The organism is Gottfriedia endophytica (assembly GCF_017814275.1).
Lineage (GTDB): Bacteria > Bacillota > Bacilli > Bacillales > Bacillaceae_G > Gottfriedia > Gottfriedia endophytica.
In genome coordinates this window covers 83,836-103,667 of the sequence record NZ_JAGIYQ010000012.1, presented here as the reverse complement: position 1 = coordinate 103,667, position 19,832 = coordinate 83,836, and the positions used below count along the sequence as shown (strand labels likewise).

Annotated in this window: 19 protein-coding genes and 1 pseudogene; 17 read left to right on the top strand and 3 right to left on the bottom strand. The window is 30.8% G+C overall.

Translation table 11 applies throughout. From position 1 onward, the window contains the following. From spoVAE to J5Y03_RS15630, 3 genes are read left to right on the top strand one after another with little or no spacing between them, the layout of a single operon-like run. Positions 1–351: a stage V sporulation protein AE gene (gene spoVAE, locus J5Y03_RS15640; protein WP_209406932.1), complete on the top strand. Its 351-nt coding sequence runs from the start codon at positions 1–3 to the stop codon at positions 349–351. A 15-nt stretch (positions 352–366) separates the two neighbouring features. After that, positions 367–573: a DUF1657 domain-containing protein gene (locus J5Y03_RS15635; protein WP_209406931.1), complete on the top strand. Its 207-nt coding sequence runs from the start codon at positions 367–369 to the stop codon at positions 571–573. A gap of 16 nt (positions 574–589) precedes the next feature. Continuing rightward, the gene (locus J5Y03_RS15630; RefSeq protein ID WP_209406930.1) at positions 590–1,459 is read left to right on the top strand and encodes a DUF421 domain-containing protein; all 870 of its coding nucleotides are present in this window, start codon (positions 590–592) and stop codon (positions 1,457–1,459) included. Between the two features lie 18 nt (positions 1,460–1,477). Here J5Y03_RS15630 and J5Y03_RS15625 read toward each other — a convergent pair whose 3' ends face one another. After that, positions 1,478–2,200: an SIMPL domain-containing protein gene (locus J5Y03_RS15625; protein ID WP_209406929.1), complete on the bottom strand. Its 723-nt coding sequence runs from the start codon at positions 2,198–2,200 to the stop codon at positions 1,478–1,480. Positions 2,201–2,616: 416 nt separating this feature from the next. On the opposite strand from J5Y03_RS15625, the gene J5Y03_RS15620 reads away from it, so the two are divergent. Beyond that, positions 2,617–3,360 carry an amidohydrolase family protein gene (locus J5Y03_RS15620; RefSeq protein WP_209406928.1) on the top strand — a complete coding sequence of 248 codons (744 nt, stop codon included), beginning with the start codon at positions 2,617–2,619 and terminating at the stop codon, positions 3,358–3,360. 227 nt (positions 3,361–3,587) lie between these two features. After that, on the top strand, positions 3,588–4,496 hold the full coding sequence (locus J5Y03_RS15615; protein ID WP_209406927.1) for an SH3 domain-containing protein: 909 nt from the start codon (positions 3,588–3,590) through the stop codon (positions 4,494–4,496). A gap of 44 nt (positions 4,497–4,540) precedes the next feature. Here J5Y03_RS15615 and J5Y03_RS15610 read toward each other — a convergent pair whose 3' ends face one another. After that, complete coding sequence (locus tag J5Y03_RS15610) at positions 4,541–4,912, bottom strand: VOC family protein (protein ID WP_209406926.1); 372 nt, start codon at positions 4,910–4,912, stop codon at positions 4,541–4,543. A 710-nt stretch (positions 4,913–5,622) separates the two neighbouring features. Between J5Y03_RS15610 and J5Y03_RS19880 the strand changes: the two are divergent. From J5Y03_RS19880 to J5Y03_RS15560, 11 genes and pseudogenes are all read left to right on the top strand, one after another. After that, a pseudogene (locus tag J5Y03_RS19880) lies at positions 5,623–5,855 on the top strand (VOC family protein); the annotation flags it as partial. 305 nt (positions 5,856–6,160) lie between these two features. Continuing rightward, positions 6,161–6,514 carry a hypothetical protein gene (locus J5Y03_RS15605; RefSeq protein ID WP_209406925.1) on the top strand — a complete coding sequence of 118 codons (354 nt, stop codon included), beginning with the start codon at positions 6,161–6,163 and terminating at the stop codon, positions 6,512–6,514. Next, complete coding sequence (locus tag J5Y03_RS20210; protein WP_209406963.1) at positions 6,480–6,800, top strand: aminoglycoside adenylyltransferase domain-containing protein; 321 nt, start codon at positions 6,480–6,482, stop codon at positions 6,798–6,800. Before J5Y03_RS15605 ends, J5Y03_RS20210 begins: the two co-directional genes overlap by 35 nt. 229 nt (positions 6,801–7,029) lie before the next feature. After that, complete coding sequence (locus tag J5Y03_RS15595) at positions 7,030–7,764, top strand: polysaccharide deacetylase family protein (protein ID WP_209406924.1); 735 nt, start codon at positions 7,030–7,032, stop codon at positions 7,762–7,764. A 470-nt stretch (positions 7,765–8,234) separates the two neighbouring features. Continuing rightward, positions 8,235–8,846 carry a TetR/AcrR family transcriptional regulator gene (locus J5Y03_RS15590; protein WP_209406923.1) on the top strand — a complete coding sequence of 204 codons (612 nt, stop codon included), beginning with the start codon at positions 8,235–8,237 and terminating at the stop codon, positions 8,844–8,846. 299 nt (positions 8,847–9,145) lie between these two features. After that, positions 9,146–10,378: an MFS transporter gene (locus J5Y03_RS15585; RefSeq protein ID WP_209406922.1), complete on the top strand. Its 1,233-nt coding sequence runs from the start codon at positions 9,146–9,148 to the stop codon at positions 10,376–10,378. 30 nt (positions 10,379–10,408) lie between these two features. Continuing rightward, entirely contained in the window at positions 10,409–11,305 is an 897-nt protein-coding gene (locus J5Y03_RS15580; RefSeq protein ID WP_209406921.1) for a GNAT family N-acetyltransferase, read from the top strand. A gap of 590 nt (positions 11,306–11,895) precedes the next feature. Further along, positions 11,896–12,225 carry a hypothetical protein gene (locus J5Y03_RS15575; protein WP_209406920.1) on the top strand — a complete coding sequence of 110 codons (330 nt, stop codon included), beginning with the start codon at positions 11,896–11,898 and terminating at the stop codon, positions 12,223–12,225. 517 nt (positions 12,226–12,742) lie between these two features. Beyond that, entirely contained in the window at positions 12,743–13,669 is a 927-nt protein-coding gene (locus J5Y03_RS15570; RefSeq protein ID WP_209406919.1) for an ABC transporter ATP-binding protein, read from the top strand. After that, entirely contained in the window at positions 13,662–14,612 is a 951-nt protein-coding gene (locus J5Y03_RS15565) for an ABC transporter permease (protein ID WP_209406918.1), read from the top strand. The genes J5Y03_RS15570 and J5Y03_RS15565 overlap by 8 nt, the downstream gene beginning before the upstream one ends. A gap of 537 nt (positions 14,613–15,149) precedes the next feature. Then, positions 15,150–17,081, top strand: coding sequence for an endonuclease MutS2 (locus tag J5Y03_RS15560; protein WP_209406917.1), 1,932 nt, complete (start codon positions 15,150–15,152; stop codon positions 17,079–17,081). Positions 17,082–17,193: 112 nt separating this feature from the next. Here J5Y03_RS15560 and J5Y03_RS15555 read toward each other — a convergent pair whose 3' ends face one another. Beyond that, positions 17,194–18,540, bottom strand: coding sequence for an APC family permease (locus J5Y03_RS15555; protein WP_209406916.1), 1,347 nt, complete (start codon positions 18,538–18,540; stop codon positions 17,194–17,196). A 262-nt stretch (positions 18,541–18,802) separates the two neighbouring features. Here J5Y03_RS15555 and tdcB point away from each other — a divergent pair, with 262 nt between their 5' ends. Continuing rightward, positions 18,803–19,804 carry a bifunctional threonine ammonia-lyase/L-serine ammonia-lyase TdcB gene (gene tdcB / locus J5Y03_RS15550; protein ID WP_209406915.1) on the top strand — a complete coding sequence of 334 codons (1,002 nt, stop codon included), beginning with the start codon at positions 18,803–18,805 and terminating at the stop codon, positions 19,802–19,804. Positions 19,805–19,832: the final 28 nt, after the last annotated feature.

The following is a 19,832-nucleotide window of genomic DNA, read 5'->3' as shown; positions in this document are numbered from 1 at the left end:
TTGATCTTTTTTTGGGCATTTGTAATTGGTGGAATCATCTGTGTAATAGGACAAATTATGTTTGATGTCATAAAACTGACACCTGCACATACTATGGCTACTCTTGTCGTAATAGGAGCAATATTAGATGGCCTCAATCTGTATGAACCTTTAATTGATTTTGCAGGAGCAGGAGCTACTGTTCCGATTACGAGTTTTGGAAATGCCTTAGTACATGGTGCTATGGATGAAGCAGCAAGACATGGACTTATTGGTGTTATTACAGGAATGTTTAAAGTCACGAGTGCAGGGATATCGGCAGCTATTATATTCGGATTTATAGGAGCTTTACTATTTAAACCTAAAGGGTGAGAAGGTGTTTAATCCATGACGATCGTATCAAATGTTAAAACAACTTTAGTAAGTTTAAAAGGTGCACAAGCAAGTTTAAGTATGTTATCACAAAACACCACTAATGATGAGGCAAAACGTGTTTTTCATGAATGTATGATGGAATTGGATGACATTATTTTAGATATTAAAGGCAGAATTTCAAAATTAGAATATGAAGAACCATCATATAAAGGTTTATAAAAAGGAGGCGAGATAAATGCTAAATTTTCCACAATGGTTAGATATTATCATCAGATCAATTGTTTTATTAGCTGTTTTATTTTTGTTAACAAAATGGCTAGGTAAAAGGCAACTATCTCAACTTTCCTTCTTCGAATATATAAATGGTATTACAATTGGAAGTATTGCAGCTGAGGTTTCTACTGGACTTGAAAAAAATTTTTTACATGGATTATATAGCATGCTAGTATGGGCAGCAGTACCTTTCATCATTGGACTACTTTCATTAAAAAATAAAAAAGCTCGGAACTTTTTTGAAGGAAAAGCGTCAGTTTTTATTAAAGATGGAAAAATATTAGAAGATAACCTAAAAAAAGAGAAATATACAATTGATGAGTTATTACAATTACTTCGAAAAAAACAAGTTTTTAACATTTCTGAAATTGAATTTGCAGTACTTGAAGCAAATGGAGAATTAAATGTATTATTGAAAAAAGAAAATCAACCACTTACACCGAAGGATATTGGATTACAAGTTGCACCGCAAAAAGAAAACCAAACAGTTATTATGGATGGTGAAATATTAGATGAGCCATTGTCAGAATGTGGCCATAATCGTGGTTGGTTAAATATCGAGCTAGATAAATTAGGCGTATCGCTTGAAAATGTCTTTCTTGGACAAGTCGATTCTTATGGGAAGTTAACGGTTGACGTCTATAATGACAAAATCCAAGTACCTGACAATCAAGAGAAGCCAATGTTATTAGCTTCATTAAAAAAATGTCAAGCTGATTTAGAATTGTTTGCTTTACAAACTGATTCAAAAAATGCTCAAACAATGTACCAAACTAATGCTGAAAGACTACAAAAAATACTAGATAAAGTAACATATCTCATAAAAGATTAAAGTGGACTTGCTAATGGTTTACCTTTGAATTGGTGCATGATATACAAAGATAATTATTAGTTGTGCACTTATCGTAAGTTGACCAGTTTGAATAGGTGGAACTACTGAAGATGTCGCTCCAGATTGATAGGCTATACCCATTACTTTTGGCTGGATTTCAGCATTTCCTCCTTCAATAATCTTATATGGTATTGGATTAATTGCCACACCAACCGTATAGGCTAATTGATTAGCTTTTTCTCTTCCGTTTAAAAAAGCTAATTTCATGGCCTCTTGTTCATAATAAGATAAATTTGAAACGCGAAATTGGATATTTCTAGCAATTGTAGCACCGTTTTCTACGGCTGCTTTATAAATAAGTCCTACTTGATTAAGATTTTTAACAGTCAATTCAATCAAGTGTTCTACCTCATAGCCTCTTAATACTGACTTACCGTCAATATAATCATATTTAGGTTGAACAGTATAACTAGCTGTTTTCATGTATTGATCTTCTATACCAATCTTTCTTAAGGCTTCAACAACTTGATGTGATTTCATTGCATTCTCTTGTTGTGCTTTTTGTACATCAGGATTTTTAGTCACGACTCCGATTGTTAAAATTGCTTCATCAGGCTTAACTTTTATTTCCCCGTATCCTTTAATCGTCATTGTATGAAAATCTTTCGCTTCATATTGTTGTGCGCGGTTAGCAAAATTTTCAAAACTCCCCAATTGATTAACTTCAAGATTTCTTTGCATTATGCACTCATCCTATCTTAAATTAATTTATTTCAATTATATTTATGAAAAACGAAAAAAACGATTAATAAATTTTAGACATTTATAATGCACTTTAAATACTGGGCTATTTTATTAAGCATTTTGTTATTTTTGGGTATAACAATATTATTCTTTTCATTGATCCATAATTATTCGGGTCTCTTTCCTTCCTGTCCCAAAAGACTTCCAAATTTTTTAAATCATTATTTTTAGAATTGCTGATTATTCTAAGTACTCTAGTCGAGGCTTAAGATTGCTATTTTTAAAGACTGGAGTTTTTTTCTATTAAATTAGCAGGATAGTGCAATAAGTAATAGTTATGAATATGCATTAAAAAACCATAATTTTCTTTCAGTACCATACTTGATATGTTAAAGAAAGAAAGGGGAATTATAATGAGAATTTTTGATGCGCATTTTCATATTATTGATTTTGACTTTCCTATTATCGAAAACCAAGGATATTTGCCACCAAGTTATGTTATTGAAGATTATCAAAATGAAACTGCTGATATAATTGTATTAGGTGGTGCTATTGTATCTGGGTCATTCCAAGGATTTGATCAAAAATATTTATTAAAGACACTTAAACAAATGGGTTCAACTTTTTGTGGCGTAACACAACTACCATTCACAGTGACGGACGAAGAGATAATACATTTAAATGTAAAAGGAGTAAAAGCTTTACGCTTTAATATTAAAAGAGGGGGTTCAGAAGATTTATCAAAGTTAGATTACTTTGCTAGAAGAGTTCATGATTTAGTAGGGTGGCATAGTGAGCTTTATATTGATGCAAAAGAGATACATGAAATTGCATCAACAATTATCAAATTACCAGCTATATCAATCGATCATTTAGGGTTATCCGAAGAAGGGCTACCACATATGTTAAAGTTAGTTGATAAAGGGGTACATATAAAAGCTACTGGTTTCGGTCGTATAGATTTGAATATTAAGAATGCCTTAAAATCGATTTATGAAATTAATCCTAATGCTCTTATGTTTGGAACAGATTTACCATCTACAAGAGCGAAAAGGCCTTTTGAATTTGGTGATATTGTATTGATCCAACAGTTATTTGATGATCAAGCTACCGATAATATTCTGTACAAGAATGCTCTCAAATGGTATTTCAAGTAATGTAGCTTTTAGTAGATTTAGAATGAATTTGTCCATATGATTCCTAATGAGTGGAGACAAACTCACTCATTTAAATAATATGAATCTTTTAAATGAAGAACTATTTAGCCTTTATAAAAATTACGAAAAGAGCCAAATTGTAAAGAAAATGTTGTTAAGTAGTAATCACTGTTTAGGTATAATAAGAGTTCATCAAAAATACAACATACATAAGGAAGAAATACATCATGAATAGACACACTATAATGAAAATCATTGCGTTAGTTCTTATCACAATTCTAGGAGCCAGTGGATTTAATTTAGAAAATGAAACGAAGTTGGTAGACGCATCCACAATATCAGGAAAAGTAAATGCTAAAACTTTAAATATAAGGAGTGGACCAGGAACAAATTATAAGGTGGTTAGTCAGTTGAAAAAAGGTAACTACGTAAGCATAATTGGTTCAAAATTTGGATGGTACAAGATTGCAAGTGGATTAAAAACTGGATGGGTATTTAATAAATATATTTCAAAATTACCTTCAATATCAGAAAAAACAGTTGTTGACCAACTGAAAACGCTTGGTAATTCTAAACAAGTGATTCTAGTAACAGCAAGTAATGAGCAATCGAGAAATGTAACGATTGAAACCTATGAAAAATTTGATAACTCATGGAAAAAACTTCATACATATTCTGGCGTAATCGGTAAAAACGGGATGACTTCTATCAAACGAGAAGGAGATTATAAAACACCTGAAGGAAAATACACAATTACTACTGCATTTGGAAGACAAAATAATCCTGGAACAAAATTAACTTATAAAAGAATAACTACAAATGATGTATGGGTTGATGATTCAAATAGTAAGTTATATAATTCATGGCAATTAGCTTCAGAAAATAAGGGCCGCTGGGATAGTGCTGAACAAATGAATATATCATTATATGATTATGGATTTGTTATAAACTATAATATGTCTCGTATTCCTTACAAAGGAAGTGCAATATTCTTTCATGTAGAAGGAAGTTCAGGGTATACGGCTGGCTGTACTGCTACCTCAAAATCTAATGTATTAGCAATTTTGAAATGGTTAGATCCGGATAAAAGTCCAGTCATCATTCAAACTCCGGTTAACAAACTAAATCTTTATTAAAATGAGTAAAGCTGACCAACTATTTTGGTCAGCTTTTTGTAATATCAAATTTCATATTCTAGAAATTCAATGCGATTTCCAAATGGGTCATCAATAAAAAATCTATTTCTACCTTTAATTGGTGCATCCTCTTTTATTGTAACTTGTTTTGAAATTAAACGGTTCTTATACTCTGTTAAATTATTGATTGAAAATGCAGGGTGAGCTTTTTTTGCTGGAACAAAATTCTCTTGAACTCCAATATGAATCTCGTGATTACCACATTTAAACCAACATCCACCTCTTCCTTTTAAATTGTCTGGTTTATCAACTTCGTTTAATCCTAAAATTTCCCCATAAAAATCTCGAGCTTTTTCTTCACAACCTGGAGGGGCAGCTAATTGTACATGATCAATACCAATAAAATTGTAATTCATACTATCACCTCATCAATTAATTTATATTACTATCTTATAATATTTGATTGAATATTTATAATTTTGTTTTGTTATAAGCGATTATAAGAAAATGTTATCAATTAAAATATTCTCCTAATGGTTTTCCCTAATCACATTCTTTCTAATGCTACTTTTAAATTCTCAGTACTTATAAATGGAAGATATATTTGGCAATACTGTCACTGTATTCTGGTAATACATCAGTTCTAAGTAAAAAGATGCAAAACTGCCTTGGACTAAAGTTGTAGAGAGTCTAAACATTTAAACTGAAGAAAAACGAGCTAATCTTTAATAAGCTATAAAAAAGAAGTCAGGTAAATAGGAAGTTCTATTACTTAGCATTTAAAAAATCATTATTCTGTTTGATCATCTACTAATTTTGTGTGGAAAGTTCAGTTAATTATATTTTGATGAGAAGAAAAGGGCTTATTGTTCATGCAAGATATCAGTAGAGGCATAAACTTTTTAAGGTGTGGATTAGAAGAGTTTACTATTCAGTTATTTTCAGAATTCAAATTTGTTTTCATGTAGATAAAGTTAGAAAGGGGTAAGAACAATGTTAAATTATTACGAAATGATCGAATTAACAAAATTAAGAAGAGAAGAAATTGAGAAAAATACAAAATTACTTGAACATTTATTCACATTAAAATCAAAATCAAAAAATAAATAGATTATAAATATGAGCTGGAGTAATGTTTGGTCTACCCGGTAAAGAGTATCATTTAGAGTTTACTCATTATTTCGAAGGTAGACCTTGTCCTGCACCTACAAAAGATAATCTTTAGTATTTTATATCCCTGAATTAATAGTTAGAAATAAAATTGTTAACCGATTAAATAAAATGGGATATTATGAAACTGAGCCAGAAAATCCCTATTGGGAAGTTAACGGGGTTACGATTGAAGATCCTGAAGGTTAGAGAATCGTATTAATGGCAACAGTTGGAATTTAAATAAAATTAGTTATTTTGTTCATTTAATAATGTAAATCAATTACTTATAAGATTAAATTTTACGAGGAAGATTAATACTTCCTCGTAAATTTCAATCTAGAAATCAAGTTAAAATCATAATTTTCAAATGGAGATATTACATGCAAGTAAATATATTTTTGGACGAATTTCTACAAAAGTTAACTGAAGATTTAAAAACAAGCTTAGTTGGAGTCTATTTACATGGTTCGCTAGCTATGGGTTGCTTTAATCCTTAAGCAAGTGACATAGACTTGTTAATTATTGTAAAAGAAAAATTATCTTTAAAAATTAAAAAAGCGATCATAAAAGATATACTATACCTCGAAGAAAAATACTCTGAATATAATATAGAAATGAGTATTCTATTAGAGAAGACGTTGAATGAATTTGAATATCCGAGCCCTTTTGAATTACATTATTCAAAAGAACATAAAGAAAAATATCTTATAGATGAAGATTACGTTTGTGGAGAAGATGTAGATCCAGATTTAGCTGCTCATATCGTTGTTACCATCGATAGAGGCATCTGTTTAAAAGGAAAACCTATTATAGAAACCTTTAAGCCGATAGATAATAAATATTTTCTCAGATCAATACTTAAATGATATTGAGACCGCTAGTGAAAATTGTACAAGCCGGCCTGTATATACAATATTAAATTTGTGTCGAGTGCTTTATTATCTCAAGGAAGGTGTTATTTCTTCTAAAAAAGAAGGAGGGGTATGGGGAATAAAAACGTTAGATAATAAATATACAGAAATTGTATTAATTTGTACTGAAAAGTATTTGAATAACACTAAGAATTTAAATATAGAAAATGACATTTTAATAGAGTTTATACATTATATGAAAACTGAGATTTCTAATCAGCTAGAAAACAGGGTGTATTGAAGATAACTGTTTCTTACGTAAATTACATAATTTTTAAAAATAAACTATTTATAGCCTGTGGATCTTAGAAAGCAATCCCGGGTTATTTATTTTGTAGAACTTTTTAATTAAATTGGATAAATCACAAGTGAAGAATACTGTCATTTTTTGGAATGTGAATTAATAAATTTAATAAGATTGTGAAATACTATGATGAGATAAAAATCAATTTTTGAAGGAAGGTAAGACTTTGAAAAAAATCATCTGTATTTTACTATTATTTGTCATGCTGTGGCTTCCTAGTAAAACCTTTGCTCAAGTAAAGGTTCCTATTTTAATTTATCATTCAATTGATAATTTCGAAGGACACGGTATTAAACAATTATATGTGAGTCCCGATAGTTTTGAAAAACAAATGTTATATCTGAAAAATAATGGTTATACTTTATTAACTTTCGAACGTTGGCAAGATATCAATAAAGTAAAAAAGCCAATATTGATTACATTTGATGATGGTTACAAAAATAATTTGAATGTTTACAAAGTTTTTCAAAAAGTGAAGGATGAACATTTTCAACCAACTGCAACATTTTTTGTCATTTCTGATTTTATAGGACGTCGTATCAGATTGACGAAAGATGATATACAAATGTTGGTTAATTCAGGCATGTTTTCAATACAGTCTCATTCTGCAACACATCCTGATTTAAGAAAAGCAAAAGATTTAGAATACGAGCTAAAAGGATCAAAAGAAAAAATACAGAAAATCACAGGAAAACCAGTCATTGCAATAGCATATCCTTATGGTGACTATAATCAAAAAGTAATTGATGAAACAAAGAAATATTATCAGTACGGAATATCAACAATACCTGGCCCTTATACAAAGAAGGGTATAAAAAACGAGAACTATCTTCTTCCACGAATCTATATTACTTATGATACAACCATTGACGAATTTGCTAACAAAGTAAAAGTACAATAATTTTTAAAAATTTTGTTATTTAACTCAAGGAGCTGTAGTATTGCAGCTTCTTTTTGTTATTAGTAGAGTTTCTGTGGAAAAATTTCATTTACCGTAGTATTATATAAATTTTAAAAGATTGTCATATTTAGGTTTTGTAATTTAAAAAACAGAAGTTGATTGGAACGGAAGGATGCTCGACTCCTGTGGGAAATGCGGGAAGGCTGAGACCCCACAGGAGCGTATGCGACGAGGAGGCTCAGCTCACGCCCCTAGGAAAGCGAGCATCCTGGAGTGGAAATCATCTTACACATACTGAAATAGCAACAATGTTTACGAAAAAAGGCTTTTATAAAAAAACAATTAATATAAATAACTCAAAAAATGAAGAATTGAAAATTAGTAGTTATAAACTATTGATAAAGTGAATAACTCTTGGTAGACTAAATAGTCAGTTTATTTAAAAATAGAATCATGAAGGAGCTGTTAACATGCCTAAGGTCTCCGAGGATTACAAGGAACGTAAAAGAGAAAGTCTTTTGGAAAGTGCATTGAAGTGCTTTGGCGAAAAAGGGTACCAATCTACAACAATGGACGACATCGTTGCTTACTCAAATACAAGTAAAGGTTTAATTTACAATTATTTTAAAAGTAAAGAAGAACTTTATTTGACTCTTATGGAAGAAAGAACGAATCGTACGTTTAAAAACCTTAAAGAACGATTCGAGAAGTTTTCTACAGCAAAAGAAAAAATAGAAGAATTATTTCGTATCTATAAAGATAAAGAGTTAACAGAAGACTGGCGTAAACTTATTCGTGTACACATGGAATTTTGGATCATTTCTCCAAGACAAGAAAATACAAATGAAATTATGTCCAATCGTTATAAGCAATATCGTGATTTTTTGGTACAAATAATTGATGAAGGAAAGAACGCTGGTGAAATAAAAAAAGAAGTGCAATCTGACATTGTTGCAAGTATCTTTTGGGCGTTTATTGACGGTACTTGCCTGCATTACTCTGTGGTTGGAGAAAATTACTCCTATATGGAACAATTTAATAAAACAGAAGAAATGATAATGAAATATATTTTAACTACATAAAGTGACTAAGGAAGGGATAGCTTTATAAAGTATCCTTTTTTATTTGCAATAATGAGGTGGAAGTATAAATTTTAAACAAGTGAAATAACTGAAAATTATTTTTTTTCAAAAAACCGATTGACAGAAATACTAAACCAGATAAAATAAACTTAACAGTCAGTTTTAAGGAAGAGTGTCTAGTTAAAAGATAAATTTTTTAGAAATTTGATTAGACAGAGATTCCGCGACACTTTTAAGGAAGAAATGGGAACGAACGAGGAACTTAACGATTCGCGTCGAAAGTGAGGAATTAAGGGGAAATGATTAAGAGTAAAACTTATTTTTTATATACAAAAGCATTTTCTGATATAGGAAATATGATGGAAATGATGGTCATGAATGCTGTTATCTATTCAATGACTAAAAGTACGACTTGGTTAGCTGCTGTTTTAGCTTTTCGTGTGTTTGGAGGCATTCTGTCTAGTTTGTTTTCCGGCATTTTAGCTGACCGAATGAATAGAAGATACTTGATGATTTTTAGTGACTTTGCAAGAGGAATAAGTGTAATTATTCTATGTTTTTATCCATCAGCAACCTTATTTTTAATAATTGCTTTTCTTTTAGGGTTTTTTGGTAGTTTCTTTACGGTAAGTTTTAGTGCAGAAATTCCACAAATTTTTGGTGAGGAAAAAGTTCTAGAAGTAAATGCCTTCATTTCTAGATTAGGCGCAATCAGTATGGTCATTGGTTTTTTGAGTGCTGCATTTTTATCAAACATCGTCAATTATCGAGTCATTATAGCAATTGATGGATTGTCCTTTTTTCTATCTGCACTGGTTTTAATTATTTTCAAATGGAACAATACATTAAAGAAAAATGGTTCTTCTTCATGGAAAGTGTGGATATCAGATATAAAAGAAGTAAATTCATATTTAGTTCTTAGACCTGTATTACTTATAATTTTTGTCGTGTTTCTTTTCCAAACTTTTGCTGCAAGTGCACATAACGTGGGAATACCTCTATTATCAGAGGAACTCAATTCAAAACATATGACATTTTATCAAGGGCTTATCTGGGGATCGTGGGGTATAGGAAGTATTATTTCTACATGGATTATACCAAGATTCCCATGGCTTAAAAATCACATCTTACTATTTTACCTTTCTACATCAATACTCACGTCACTTGGTTTCATTCTTATATTATCCAACAAAGTTTTATTGTTAATTTTACTGTTTGCATTTTTTACAGGTATGTTTGATGCAGCCGCAGGCACTTATTTTTCAACAATGATTCAACAAACAGAAAATGACATAAGAGGAAGAATATTTGGGATTTCCAATTTGTTAAATCGATTAGGTTTTACACTGGGCTTTGTTGCAACTTCTATTTTGTTGAAAATTGTGACTATGCCACATCTTGTATGGTTATTTCATGGAGGAATGATTGGGATTATTTTGATAGCAATCATCTATCTTGCTTCTAATAAGTTGTTTAAAATTGATGACAATTTTTTGAAGAAAAAGAACAATGAGTTAACATTCATCAAGTAAAAATAAAATATAAAAAGGATGTGGCCAATTATGGGTACAAATATTGAAAATGGAATTTCACCATTACAGCAAGATAAAATTAGTTATTTAAGATGCTCTGAAGTTGAAATCGACAATGTCTATCAAGCATTTAAAATAGGTTTTTCCGATTATATTGTAAAAATGGAAATTTCTAAGGAAGATTTTATTAGTCGCTTTTTTGGTCCAGAAGGAAATAGTTTAGAACATTCCTTCATTGCTTTATATGAAAATGACCCAGTTGGTGTCATTCTTGGTGGTATAAAAGTCTATGAAAATATTAAAACAATCAGATGTGGAACACTTGCTATAAGTCCTGATTTTAGGGGTAAAGGAATAAGTCATAAACTCTTTGAATTACATAAAGAGGAAGCAATTAAGAATGGATGCAAACAACTTTTCCTTGAAGTAATTGTTGGTAACGATCGCGCAACTAACTTTTATAAAAAGCTAGGGTATGAAAAGATTTATGATTTATCTTATTTCTCACTTGCAGATCTAACAGATTTAAACAATAATCAATCTACTTCAAAAGTTGTTGTAAAATGTATCGAGATAAGTGAGTTTCAAAAAACAATTCAGAAATGGGATTATCATATAAACTGGCAGAATGATTTAGATTATTTAATTAAAATACCAACCAACGTATATTATGGAGCATACATTGATAATGAAATTGTAGGCTGTATTGCTGCTAATCCAACTGGAAAAGTTAGTTTCATGATGGTTGATCAGAGCCAAAGAATTAAAGGAATTGGAAGATATCTATTAAACACAGCTATCAAAGAACTGGATTTGCCAAAAGTTACAATTTCACTTCCTAACAATAGTCTACTTGAAGGATTTCTTAATCATTTAGGATTTAAAAAAGATTCACTTTCACAATATGAAATGTATCTTACATTATAAAATACTCTTTTACTATTAAATAAGACAATTTAGCCAAATAAAAAAGTGTGAGAATATGTTTAACTGATTCTCTTCCTAGGGAGAAACTTTATTAATAACACATCAAACAGCAACTAATTAGCGTTAAAATTAGTTGCTGTTTTTGGTTTATATATCAATATTTATACCAATTTGAGCACCTAAATTAACAAGTGAATTACCGTTATTTTAACAGACCACAATAATTATTTTTGTTGCTGAATAGCATGCGAATTTAATGGATAAAACCAAAAGTATGCTCATTATGCCAATATTATTTTAAGAATGTACTACAATTTCTGTATGGCATATAAATCATGAGATAAAAAGGTTTTAACCCCCGCACAGCGAATAGGGATAACCGGGAAGAAATTTGAACTAAAAGACATTCTTTATTTGCGTTAACAATTGATGAATAGATCACAAATCTAGCAAGTAGGATATAAGAAAATATGGGGGTGCTATAACTGAAAAGAATTAGTTTTTCAATTGCATGTTCTTTAATTTTTATATGTGGATTGATTGGATGTAGTACAAATTCAACAGACCCAAAGGTTCAGGGAGCATTAGAAATGGAAAAAGAGAGAAAAAAAGGAAGGGAAAAGGCTTTAAAGAAAGGTAAAGTGTTGTTAAAAGAGAATAAGGATTTTATAATCGATGCAAATTCGGCTGATATATGTATATACGAACTTGAAAAACCTCATATAAATAAAACGGAAATGAATGAAGAAATTCAAGCAATATTCAAAGGGGAGTTTGACAAAGAAAGTAATAAAAGATGGTTGTTCGCCTCTAAATTACCTGTAGGAACAAAAATATATTGGAGTTCTCTAAATAGGTATGCAGAAGTATCAAACGAAGTAGATAGAATTTATTTTTGTAAACATTATTACGGAAGATAATTTTACAAAATAGGAGGCTCAGAGCTTATATAACTCTGAGCCTTTTGTGTGCTTTTTAATGTGTGTATCACACTGTGAATTCCAATGTTATTTATGCTGTTATTTTTACTGCTATTTTATCTTGTTTTTTTAATTTTCTCCCTTTAAAGAGAACCCGTTAGAATATGTTCTCCACTTTTTTTAATTTGATTGTCATTTATAGAGGTACATTTTATGAAACAAAGAAAATATGACTTTTTATGAAAAAATATGACTTTTAGTACCTTTCATTCATGACTTTTTATCGCAATAATTAAATTTGTTCTGTATAGTTTTTGAAAATCATTTGGTGTAGTCAGTTGCAATTTTCAATACGGATCTATCACACATCAATCATTTCCTTCAATATGAGAACTTGCAATTTAAAGGAATTGTTTTACAATTGTCGAATATTAAACAAGGGGAATCAGAAGGTTCTAATCTTAAAAGGGATGAAGTGAAAGTCTGAGTAGGAAACCGAAATGAGAGGAGATATAAGATGTCTAAAATTGTAGAGATACAAAATGTATCAAAAATAATTAAAGGTAGAAAAATCATTGATTCACTTAGTTTTGAGGTGAATAAAGGGGAAGTATTTGGATTTTTAGGTCCGAACGGTGCTGGTAAAACTACAACAATTAGAATGTTAGTAGGCCTTATTAGCATCACATCAGGAGATATTAAAATAGCTGGTCATAGCGTTAAAACTGATTTTGAAAAAGCGGTCGGGAAAGTAGGAGCAATTGTTGAAAATCCAGAAATGTATAAGTTTTTGAGTGGTTATAAAAACCTACTTCACTATGCTCGCATGTCAAAAGATATTAAAAAAGAAAAAATTGATGAAGTAGTCAAACTTGTCGGCTTAACAGATCGAATTCACGATAAAGTAAAAACATATTCTCTTGGTATGAGACAAAGACTTGGTCTTGCTCAAGCTCTTCTACATGATCCAGAACTATTAATACTTGACGAACCTACAAATGGATTAGATCCTGCTGGAATTCGTGAAATTAGGGACCATCTTAGAATGCTAGCTAGGGAAAGAAATATGGCTGTTATTGTTTCTAGTCATTTGCTTTCTGAAATGGAAATGATGTGTGATCGAATTGGAATTATTCAAACTGGTAAGTTAGTAGATGTACAGTTAATCAGTGACTTTGTACAAGGAACTGAAAAAGTATATGAGATTGAGGTTTCTAATAATAAAGAAGCCCAGAAGTGCGTAAAAGGACTTTTTCCTGATATGACAGTTCAAGTTATAGAAAAAGGAATTGTTGCACCATTAAAGAAAGAAGATATTCCTTTAGTTATGAAAGAACTAATCATGGCAGATTTTCAAATTTATGGTGTTAAGGAAGTAAGTAAAACTTTAGAAGACCGTTTCTTGGAGGTAACTGAGAATAAGGAGGGTGCATTACATGCTTAAGTTAGTTCGAAATGAATTGATGAAAATATTTAATCGACCTGGAACATTTGTTATGATTGGAATACTAATCATCTTAACTTCAGTTGTAGGTGGAATAGTTAAGTATAATCAAAATCATGAAGATGTAAAAGTTAATGAAAATTGGAAGAAAGAATATCAGACAGAGATTAAAAGTAATGAAAAACAAATACAAGAATCAAAGAATAATCAACAGATAGATTTCCTTAAAAAGGATATTGCATTGAAAGAATATCGAATTAAACATAATCTTTCTCCAAATGAAAACTACAATGTTTGGTCATTTGTGAATGATGCTTCAAGTATGATTAGTACTGCTGGTTTGTTTACAATCATAATAGCTGCAGGAATTGTTGCTTCTGAATTTAACTGGGGGACTATTAAGTTACTATTAATAAGACCAATTAATAGAGGGAAAATACTAGCTTCTAAATACATTTCGATTATTTTATTTGCTCTTTTATTGCTTATTATCTTATATTCTTATTCTTCGATACTTGGAGTTATTTTGTTTGGAACACCAGATAAAGCAGCACCTTATTTAAATTATTTTGATGGAAAGATTACTGAACAATCAATGGCTCTTCATTTAATGATTTCATATGGGTTAAAATCAATTAATATGATCATGCTTGCTACAGCAGCATTTATGGTTTCTACAGTTTTCAGAAATAGTTCTCTTGCTACTGGTCTTTCAATAGCTTTAATGTTTACAGGCTCTACAATAACATTTTTATTAGCATCAAAATTTGATTGGGCAAAATATATTCTTTTTGCAAATACAGATTTGACACAATATTTTGAAGGAACACCTATGGTAGAGGGTATGACATTGACATTCTCAATCATTATGATTGCAATTTACTTTGTTCTATTTCAATTTCTTGCATTCTTTGTATTCAAAAAGAGAGACGTTGCTGCTTAATTGATTATGAATTAATTAACAAACTCAAAATTTATAGTAATAAATTACATTAAAATGAATACTAAATTTAGGAATTGGAGATATTTAGTTCTAAATGATCCAATTCCTTTTTATTTTTTCGTAAAGTGAATATTTAAAATTATTTGACAAACAGGTTTATTGAATGGTAAATTTAAAAAGTATAAAATCAATAATTTTAAGGAGAGTGTCTTTTTGTTAAGTGTTGTTTTTAACTAATCCATAATTTTATATGGTAATTCTTTAGGGTTCTTTTAAAAATCTTTATATTAAAGTTTTATTTGAGTATGCCCTTAAAAGAATTAAATGTTAAGAACAATGGTCATAGCACTCTTAAGAAAAGTGTCTTTTTTAAGCTGTACCGCTGTGGTGCAGCTTTTTTATGTTCAAAGGGAACAGTGTATCCATTTGATCATTAGACACTAGTCTTGTTGGCATATCTCTGCCTTCAACCGCGATGAATCTAAGTTCATTGCGGTTTTTTTTATTTTCATTCTAAATTTTAAGGAGGAAATTACGTTGAATTCTAAAACTTATTCAGTATTGCAATATGATCAAATTAAAGAAGAGGTAGCTCATTTTGCATTAACAGACTCGGGAAAAAATTATATACGGAACATTAAAACAATTACAAATGTAAAACAAATTGAATCATTACTAGAAGAAATCAATGAAGCTAAGCAAATTTTAGTCAAAAGTTCGAGTGTACCAATACATGGTTTAAATGGTATTGAAATCGTATTAAGTCAATTAAATAAAGGGATTGCCTTGCGCCCGGATCAATTGAATAGTCTATATGAATTTTTGGATTGTTGCCGAAAACTAAAACGTTATATGAAGGATAAAGAGTTTCTTGCACCAAGAGTCTCATCTTATGTATATGCAATTGAAGAATTACCAAAATTAGCAGAAGAAATTTATCGTTGTATTCGAAATGGTGCCGTCGATGATTATGCAAGTAAAAATTTAGAAAAAATTAGAAAACAAATGTCTATTCAAGAAGATCGATTAAAAGAAAAAATGAACCAAATTCTAAAGTCTTCTAAATATAAACCTTACTTACAAGAGGCAATCATTAGTCAAAGGGATGGACGGTTTGTTATTCCTGTCAAAAAAGAATATAAGGGAAAAATTAAAGGGGCTATTTTAGATACATCTGCTTCTGGTTCTACTTGTTATATAGAACCTCAAGATATAACTCCATATCAAGAGCAGTTAATCTTACACCAAGTAGAAGATGAATTTGAAGTAGAACGTATTCTTAGTTATTTGACGGGGTTAGTCGAGGAAAATGAAGAACAAATTCAATTAGCAGTTGAGACAATGGTTCATTACGACGTCTTATTCGCTAAAGCTAAATATAGCCATGCAATAAATGGAAGAAGTGTGAGTGTAAATGAATCTCATTATATTGATTTAAAAGAAGCACGCCACCCATTACTAGGACAAAAAGCTGTACCATTAACTGTGGAACTTGGAAAAGATTATCATGCATTAGTTATTACAGGGCCAAATACTGGTGGGAAGACAGTTACAATTAAAACAGTTGGTTTATTAACATTGATGGTTCAATCTGGTCTGCATATTCCTGTCGGAGAAAGTAGCCACATCAGCATTTTCCAAAAAATACTTTTAGATATTGGTGATGGTCAAAGTATTGAACAAAATTTAAGTACATTCAGTTCACGCATTACCAATATTATCGATATTTTAAAAGAAACAAATGACCATAGTTTAGTTTTATTAGATGAATTAGGTTCTGGAACAGATCCAGGAGAAGGTATGGGATTAGCAACAGCAATCTTACAAGAACTTTATCGTAAAGGTGCTACAATTCTTGCTACTACACATTATAGTGAAATAAAAGGATTTGCTGAAACTCATGAAGGATTTATTAATGGCTCAATGGAATTTGATCTTGAAACATTAAAACCAACTTATAAATTGATCGTTGGAAAAGGCGGAGAAAGTCAGGCATTCTCCATTGCACTTCGCCTTGGGATGCATCCGAAAATTATAGAAAATGCACATGAAATTACTTACAAAGAAAAGAAAGAATATTTTGTAGAAAATATAGATTTATTTGCTCGTAAGGAATTAGAGAAACAGCTAGCAGTAAACAGACATAATAATAGAAAACAAAAAGGAATACCAAAAGAAGGAAATAATGTTACAAAGTACGTTCAAGGTGATAATGTTCAAATTACTTCAACTGGAGAATTCGGAATAGTTTATAAAGGACCAGATCAAAATGGAAATTACATTGTTCAAGTAAAAGGAGAAAAGATAACAATAAACCATAAAAGAATTAAACTGTATATCTCTGCAAAAGAACTTTACCCTGAGGATTATGACTTTGACATCGTATTTGAATCGATAGAAAACAGGAAAAAAAGTCAATTAATGGAAAAGAAATTTGTTGAGGGATTAATTATTGAAAGAAATGAATAGTGATAAAATGATTAATTTAAAAAACTGCTAGGGAATTTTCCTTAGCAGTTTTTTGTGTTTTAAAGTATTAAGATTATGAGGTTATTCCAAGAGAATAGAGGATAAAACGTGATTAGTCTGTATTAAAATCCATAGTTGAATTGATCTTATAAAAATAAATTGGAAGACCTATAGCAGTTAAACCTATCCCTGCTAATGCTAGAAATGGTTGTGTAAAAAGTGTATTAAAAACAATAAATGCTCCACCTATAATAGATAGAAAAGGTATAAAAGGATAAAGAGGAACTTTGTATGGGCGAACAAGTTCCGGTTGTTTTTTTCTTAAAATGAATACGGCTATAAATGTCATTGTATAGAAAATCCATATTACAAAAACTAGCATATCTGTTAAAGTGTTAAATCCACCAATTGTCATCATGATGATAGAAACACATAAGATAAAAATTCCTGAATTATAAGGAATTCGGCTAGAGGTTGATAATTTAGCAAACCATTTACTAAATGGTAGCTTGTTTTCGATTGCCATTGCATATGGAATACGCATTCCAGTCATGGTATAACCATTAATAGTTCCAAATACGGAAATTAAAATTCCGATTGTAATTAACTTTCCTCCCATTGCACCAAAGAGAATGGTCGCTACTTGTGATGCGGGTGTATTTGTTCCTGCAATTGCTGTTGCAGACATCACCATAAGAAATGCAACATTTATTAGTATGTATACCACCATTACAATGGATAACCCGAGAATAATTGCTTTAGGTAGGTCTCTTTTTGGATTTTTCAATTCCCCAGCAATATTTCCTACAAGGATCCAACCATCATATGCAAACATTGTTGCAAGCAAGCCAGATCCAAGCGAAGAAATAAATGATTTACCTGGACCCACTTCAATTGGAAAAAGCTGTACAGTTACATTGGCTTTATGTAGTAATCCGAAAATAATAATTAATGCTAAAGGAATTAGTTTACAAATTGTAGAAATAGATTGAATTCCTCCAGCTACTTTAGCACCTAAAAAGTTCATCAATGTTAAGAAAGTTGCGGTAACTATTGCAATGGCTATAATCATAAAATTATGTTCATTTGCATTTAATCCAAATAAACTAACTGCTTGTGTACCAAATATAATAGCGATTGCGGCAATGTTTGCAGGGAAGTAAATGACAGTTTGTGCCCATCCTAATAAAAATGCTGTTAAACCTCCATAAGTATGCTTCAAATATGCCATCATTCCGCCAGTCTCAGGAATTGCAGCGGATAATTCAGCTGCTGTTAATCCTGCACAAATCGTTAAGATCCCACCAATGAGCCATGCAAGTAACCCCAAACTTGCAGTCCCAGTTATACCATATAATGCTGTTGGTTTAAAAAATACACCGGATCCAATTACTGTACCTATTACAGTAGTTAAGGCGGTAAAAAAACCAATCTCTCTTTTTAGTTGTTGTTTTGACAAAACATTCACTCCTGTTTTTAAGAATGGGGAAGATCTCGATAAAATTTTGTTCTATCTGTTTCGCATTTAGGTATTATCTCCATTTTCTGTAAATAAAATGTCTGATTGAAGTTTGAATAGTACTAGCTTTGTAAGAAAAAAGCTTGAATAAGGAATCCACAAATAAATTACTAGCTTTAGAATTTGGTTATGAGAACATAATAATTAGATATAGGAACTATTCTTGGATTAGATTAAAAACGATATTGAAAGAAGTGTTAAAATGATCAATAAAAATTTACCGTTAAACATTGGAAATATTAAAAAGGCTCAACAGACTCTTTCAGAACATGCTCGTAAGACTCCTCTTGTCAAATCATTTTATTTAACAAGTAAAACAGGTGGAGAAATTTATTTAAAGTTTGAAAATATGCAACTAACTGGGTCATTTAAATTTCGTGGTGCATTTAATAAAATTTCAAATTTATCCGAAGAGGAAAAAGAACGTGGGGTTATAGCTTGCTCTGCAGGTAATCACGCGCAAGGGGTTGCATTATCTGCGCACTTACTCGGGATCAAAAGTAAAATTGTTATGCCAACTACTGCACCAAAAGCAAAAGTTGATGCTACAAGAGGATATGGCTCTGAAGTAGTTTTGCATGGTGAAACATTTGATGATGCTAAAGCTAAGTGTGAAGAAATTATAAAAGTAACAGGTGAAACGTACCTACATCCATTTGACGATGTAGAGGTAATGGCTGGTCAAGGAACGATTGGAATCGATATTTTAGATGATATATGGGATATTGATACAGTCATAGTTCCAATCGGTGGAGGTGGTATTATTTCTGGGATTGCTGTTGCTCTTAAATCTTTTAATCCTTCAATAAATGTTATTGGTGTTCAAGCAGAAAATGTTCACGGTATGAAGGCATCTGTTGATAAGGGAGAAATTGTGAAGCACTATGTTGCTCCAACTATAGCCGATGGCTGTGCAGTTAAAGTACCTGGAGTCATAACGTTTGAGATAGTTAAACAATTAGTTGATGAAATTGTAACTGTATCTGAAGAAGAATTAGAAGTAGCCATGAAGGACTTACTACAACGTGGAAAGGCAGTAGTAGAAGGGGCTGGAGCTTTAGCTACAGCTGCTCTCCTTGCAGGAAAAGTCAATAAATACATAAAAGGAAAAAAAGTAGTAGCAGTTATTTCTGGAGGAAATGTAGATTTACAACGTATTTCAAGTGTTTGTGAACACTTTTTTATTGCGAATGAAGTGAAATAATCTTTTGATTGTAAAATATAAAATTGCT

Excerpts from the sequence above, each read along its gene's own strand:
- J5Y03_RS15635 (WP_209406931.1), top strand. The coding sequence starts at position 367 with ATGACGATCGTATCAAATGTTAAAACAACTTTAGTAAGTTTAAAAGGT.
- J5Y03_RS15630 (WP_209406930.1), top strand. The coding sequence starts at position 590 with ATGCTAAATTTTCCACAATGGTTAGATATTATCATCAGATCAATTGTT.
- J5Y03_RS15625 (WP_209406929.1), bottom strand. The coding sequence starts at position 2,200 with ATGCAAAGAAATCTTGAAGTTAATCAATTGGGGAGTTTTGAAAATTTT.
- J5Y03_RS15620 (WP_209406928.1), top strand. The coding sequence starts at position 2,617 with ATGAGAATTTTTGATGCGCATTTTCATATTATTGATTTTGACTTTCCT.
- J5Y03_RS15615 (WP_209406927.1), top strand. The coding sequence starts at position 3,588 with ATGAATAGACACACTATAATGAAAATCATTGCGTTAGTTCTTATCACA.
- J5Y03_RS15610 (WP_209406926.1), bottom strand. The coding sequence starts at position 4,912 with ATGAATTACAATTTTATTGGTATTGATCATGTACAATTAGCTGCCCCT.
- J5Y03_RS15590 (WP_209406923.1), top strand. The coding sequence starts at position 8,235 with ATGCCTAAGGTCTCCGAGGATTACAAGGAACGTAAAAGAGAAAGTCTT.
- J5Y03_RS15585 (WP_209406922.1), top strand. The coding sequence starts at position 9,146 with ATGATTAAGAGTAAAACTTATTTTTTATATACAAAAGCATTTTCTGAT.
- J5Y03_RS15580 (WP_209406921.1), top strand. The coding sequence starts at position 10,409 with ATGGGTACAAATATTGAAAATGGAATTTCACCATTACAGCAAGATAAA.
- J5Y03_RS15575 (WP_209406920.1), top strand. The coding sequence starts at position 11,896 with ATGGAAAAAGAGAGAAAAAAAGGAAGGGAAAAGGCTTTAAAGAAAGGT.
- J5Y03_RS15570 (WP_209406919.1), top strand. The coding sequence starts at position 12,743 with ATGTCTAAAATTGTAGAGATACAAAATGTATCAAAAATAATTAAAGGT.
- J5Y03_RS15565 (WP_209406918.1), top strand. The coding sequence starts at position 13,662 with ATGCTTAAGTTAGTTCGAAATGAATTGATGAAAATATTTAATCGACCT.
- tdcB (WP_209406915.1), top strand. The coding sequence starts at position 18,803 with ATGATCAATAAAAATTTACCGTTAAACATTGGAAATATTAAAAAGGCT.